This is a genomic window from Psychrobacter sp., assembly GCF_030457785.1.
Classification (GTDB): domain Bacteria; phylum Pseudomonadota; class Gammaproteobacteria; order Pseudomonadales; family Moraxellaceae; genus Psychrobacter.
The window spans coordinates 1-4070 of sequence record NZ_JAKDUI010000229.1; the positions used below are offsets into that span (position 1 = coordinate 1).

General features: G+C 45.6%; 2 protein-coding genes. One reads left to right on the forward strand and one right to left on the reverse strand.

Annotated elements, in window-relative coordinates:
* Positions 1-368 precede the first annotated feature (368 nt).
* On the forward strand, positions 369-3137 hold the full coding sequence (locus tag L0J61_RS09765; protein ID WP_301466254.1) for a heavy metal translocating P-type ATPase: 2769 nt from the start codon (positions 369-371) through the stop codon (positions 3135-3137).
* 206 nt (positions 3138-3343) lie between these two features.
* Here the strand turns inward: L0J61_RS09765 and L0J61_RS09770 are convergent, their stop codons facing one another.
* A complete protein-coding gene (locus L0J61_RS09770) occupies positions 3344-4066 on the reverse strand; it encodes a Bax inhibitor-1/YccA family protein (RefSeq protein WP_301466255.1) in 723 nt (240 codons plus the stop codon).
* Positions 4067-4070: the final 4 nt, after the last annotated feature.

Consider the following 4070-nt stretch of genomic DNA (forward strand, 5'->3'; position numbering starts at 1 on the left):
TAATGTATATTGAAGCGCTTATATTTATGTAATGCCTGATGTTTATTCTATAGGTAGAGAGTAAAGATAATAAAATAGAAAATAAGGGCAATATAATAGAAGGCTTTTAACTGTCAGCTTGACGACTCATCTTTTAAGTCTATATCAAACGCTAGGATAAGAGAGTGCACACCATAGCAGTTTTAGGTTACTACAAAGATGTATTTTGTATGAATTAGCAGCTATCGTATGTGACCCAATATTACCGGTGCTGAAAAGGGTTCAAACAGTTATTCAAATCTCTCTCAATGCCAATTCGTCCGTATTAGTAAGTTCACTCACAGCAAATATGGTTCGTCACAACTTGTTCAAAGGAAGTAAGTGCGATTATGCCAAGTGTTACTCCACAATCTGCCTCTCCCACCAACCATGATTACGAAGATAACTCCATTACCGAAGGTTTGGTGCTTCCGCTTGCCGGTCAGTGCTTTCATTGCGGAGATCCCGTACCAGATCCTCCGTTTCATGCTGAAATCTTGGGTAAGTCTCGTGAGATGTGCTGTATGGGTTGTCAGCTCGCCTCTCAAAGCATCGTAGAAGCGGGGCTAGAGCAGTATTATCTTGATCGCTCGGAGATCAATCGCACTGCGAGTCTGCCTACCCAATTGACTCGTCTTGAAGCCTACGACCATGATGAGATCAAATCACAGTTTGTCTATGCACAAGATGGGATGTCGGTAGCAGAACTGTCTGTCAACAATCTGCGTTGTGCAGCTTGTACTTGGTTGATCGAGTCGCGGCTTGATGAGTTGGATGGCATCAGTAAATGTCAGGTAAATTTGACCAATCAACGCATGAGAGTGGTTTGGAATGAAGACAAACTCCCGATCAGTCGTATTCTATCGGTCATTAATGAAGTTGGTTATGAAGCCAAACCGTATCGACAGGATACCCATGAGGCGATGCTGGCACGTCATAATAGTCAAATGCTTTTGCGCTTGGGTATCGCAGCGCTTGGGTCGATGCAAGCAATGATGTATGCAGTCGCTATTTATTTTGGTGAGTATAGCGACATGCTGATATTTCAGCGGGATTTTTTACGCTGGGTCTCGTTGTTTGTAAGCACACCAGTGTTCTTTTATGCAGGCATTCCATTCTTTGCGTCAGCATGGTCAGCGATCCGTAGTCGCCAAGTCAACATGGATGTGCCAGTTAGTATTGCGCTAATCGTAACTTTCTTTGCCAGCTTGTACGCCACCATAACGGGACAAGGTGAGACTTATTACGACTCAGTCAGTATGTTTATTTTCTTCTTACTGGCAGGACGTTATATCGAGCACAATGCACGTTTAAAAGCGGCGACCATGGCCAATGATTTGGTCGTGGTTGAACCAGTCTTAGTGCAAAAAATTGCGGAAGATAAAGAATCTGCCGAGCGTATCTTACAACAGTTGGAGCAAAATGCGATAGATCAAGCCAGTCTAACCGAAGATGAACCCAGTATTCCAGCAAAGTTCACGCCCAATTTCATGCAAAGCATCGATAGCAATGTTCATAAGCTCACCTCGCATATAGCGACAATCTGGCAGCAAACACGAGCGCAAACATTATCTCCTGTAAGCGCGACAGCAGATGCAGAAGACAAACAGATGGTTACCGCCCATAGCCTACAAGTAGGTGACATTATTTTGGTCGAGGCAGGCTCAGAAATCATTAGTGATGGCATTTTGCTCAGTAAGGCCGCCACTGTGTCGCAAAGTCTTCTGACTGGTGAAGGGGATCTGATTACAAAGGCTCAGGGGGATTATATCGTCGGCGGTGCACAAAACGACAGTCAACCATTTGAGATGTTGGTCACAGCGCTGCCACAAGACAGTCAAATAGGTTTGATTGATCGGTTGATGAACCGCGCGATGAGCGAAAAGCCTAAATTGGCGCAGCAAGCCGACAAGCTGGCACGCTGGTTTGTCGCACGGATTTTAGTATTGTCTGCCTTGGTGTTTATCGGCTGGTATATCGTTGATCCCAGCCAAGCAGTTTGGGCGACGGTTGCTGTTTTGGTAGCGACCTGTCCTTGTGCTCTGTCTTTAGCTACACCAATTGCCCTGACGGTCTCAACCAATCGATTGGCCAGTTACGGGTTTTTGACCACCCGAGGGCACACGCTACAGACACTTTCAGAAATTACCCACGTGGCTTTTGATAAAACGGGTACGCTTACGTATGGCAAGCCAAACTTGCTGAATATTGAGTTGGTAAATTCTGCAATACACACGGATTCCCACCAAGTAAATGAAGCAGCGCTGTCCGAGAAAAAAGATAAGGTGCTAGCAATGGCGGCGGCGTTAGAAGTAGGTAGTCGCCACCCCATTGCTCATGCGCTGCTAACGGCTGCTTATCAGTTGCATATACCCGCCACACAGTCATTGCAATACTATCCAGCGGGCGGGGTGGAAGCGACGATCGACGATGTGCTGTACCGAATTGGTCATGTGGATTTTGCATTAGACAATATGCATAACGATTTGCCTATTGATTTGGCGACAGAGCGCGCGAGTTCGGCTGTGGTGTTGTCTTGTAAGAAACAGGCATCCGAATCGTGGCAAGCCCTGGCTATCTTTTACTTCAACGATAAAGTGCGAGATAGTGCCAAAGCGATGCTAGATGCTCTAAAAGACTCTGGCATCGAGTCAGTTATGTTGACGGGAGATCAAAGTTCGCAGGCGCTAGTCATGGCTGAAAATCTAGGCATGCAGACTGCATATAAAGGTTTGTCCCCTACGGATAAGGTCAGTCACATTCAAAAACTACAGTCTGAAGGCGGGGTAGTGTTGATGGTTGGAGATGGTATCAATGATGCACCAGTACTGGCCGCTGCGGATGTTTCAACTTCTATTGCTGGCGCGGCAGATTTGGCGCAAGTGTCTAGTGATAGCATTATCCTAAATGGACAAATCGAAGCCATTATCGCTGCCAAACGTATCTCAGATAAAACAGAGCTTATCATCAAGCAAAATTTCCGTTGGGCAATTGGCTACAACAGTATCGTTCTGATACCTGCCGCTTTGGGTTACGTACCACCATGGCTCGCCGCTATAGGAATGTCGCTGAGCTCGTTGTTTGTCGTCTTGAATGCGCTACGTTTGAAACGAGCTTAGTCTTATAGTCAAAGAACTCTAAAGTAGGTACAAGGCAGCCGACTGCAGATTGTACAAGCAGTACATCTAAGGAGGATAGCGCCGTAGCTGTTTAGTACTTCGCTGACTATATATACTCTTGGACAGTGAGGCAAAAAAAGATCAGATAAAAAAAGACCGCCTGTCAAAAGGCGGTCTTTTACGATCAAGTATGAAGGTTAGTAGGATTAGTCTTGTAGATAGCTTAGCAGGCGCATGAACTCAATGTACATCCACACTAGCGTTGCCAAGATGCCGATGCTGAATATCCACTCGTAATCTTCAGAAATGCCCATTGCAACGCCGCGATCGATATTGTCAAAATCTAACAACAACGTGAAAGACGCGATAACGATAACAAATAGGCTAAAGCCAATAGCGATAGCACCGCCTTCAAATAGGAATGGCAGTGTCGAGCCAAACACTAAAGAAAGAACCCACTGCGCCACATAAACCAGCATAATGGCGATGACAGCAGATGTCACTATAGAACGGAATTTTTCAGTCACCTTCACCAAGCCTGAACGATAAAGTCCTAGCATGACAGCAGCTGTGACAAAGGTGGCACACATCGCGGTGACAGGCACAGACGGATACATTCTCATGAAGAATAATGAGATACCACCCAAAAAGATACCTTCTAATAATGCGTAAGGTACTGCCAAAGTCTTGGCTTTTTGTGGTTTAAAAGTGATAAAAAGGGCAAGACCAAAAGCGGCAAACATACTACCAAAGGCTGCCATCGTAATAAAACCTTGCGATAGACCTGCCATGAGTGCATAAAAGAAGAAACCCACACCAGTAATAGCTGATAATCCGAGCAGTAGGCTGGTTTTTTGAATCACGCCCTTCACCGTCATCGGATTACCGCCGATCGCAAGTTCTGCGCGACTGACAATAGGATTGGCCATACAT

Coding starts and splice junctions, on each gene's coding strand:
- L0J61_RS09770 (WP_301466255.1), bottom strand. CDS start 4,066: ATGGCCAATCCTATTGTCAGTCGCGCAGAACTTGCGATCGGCGGTAAT.
- L0J61_RS09765 (WP_301466254.1), top strand. CDS start 369: ATGCCAAGTGTTACTCCACAATCTGCCTCTCCCACCAACCATGATTAC.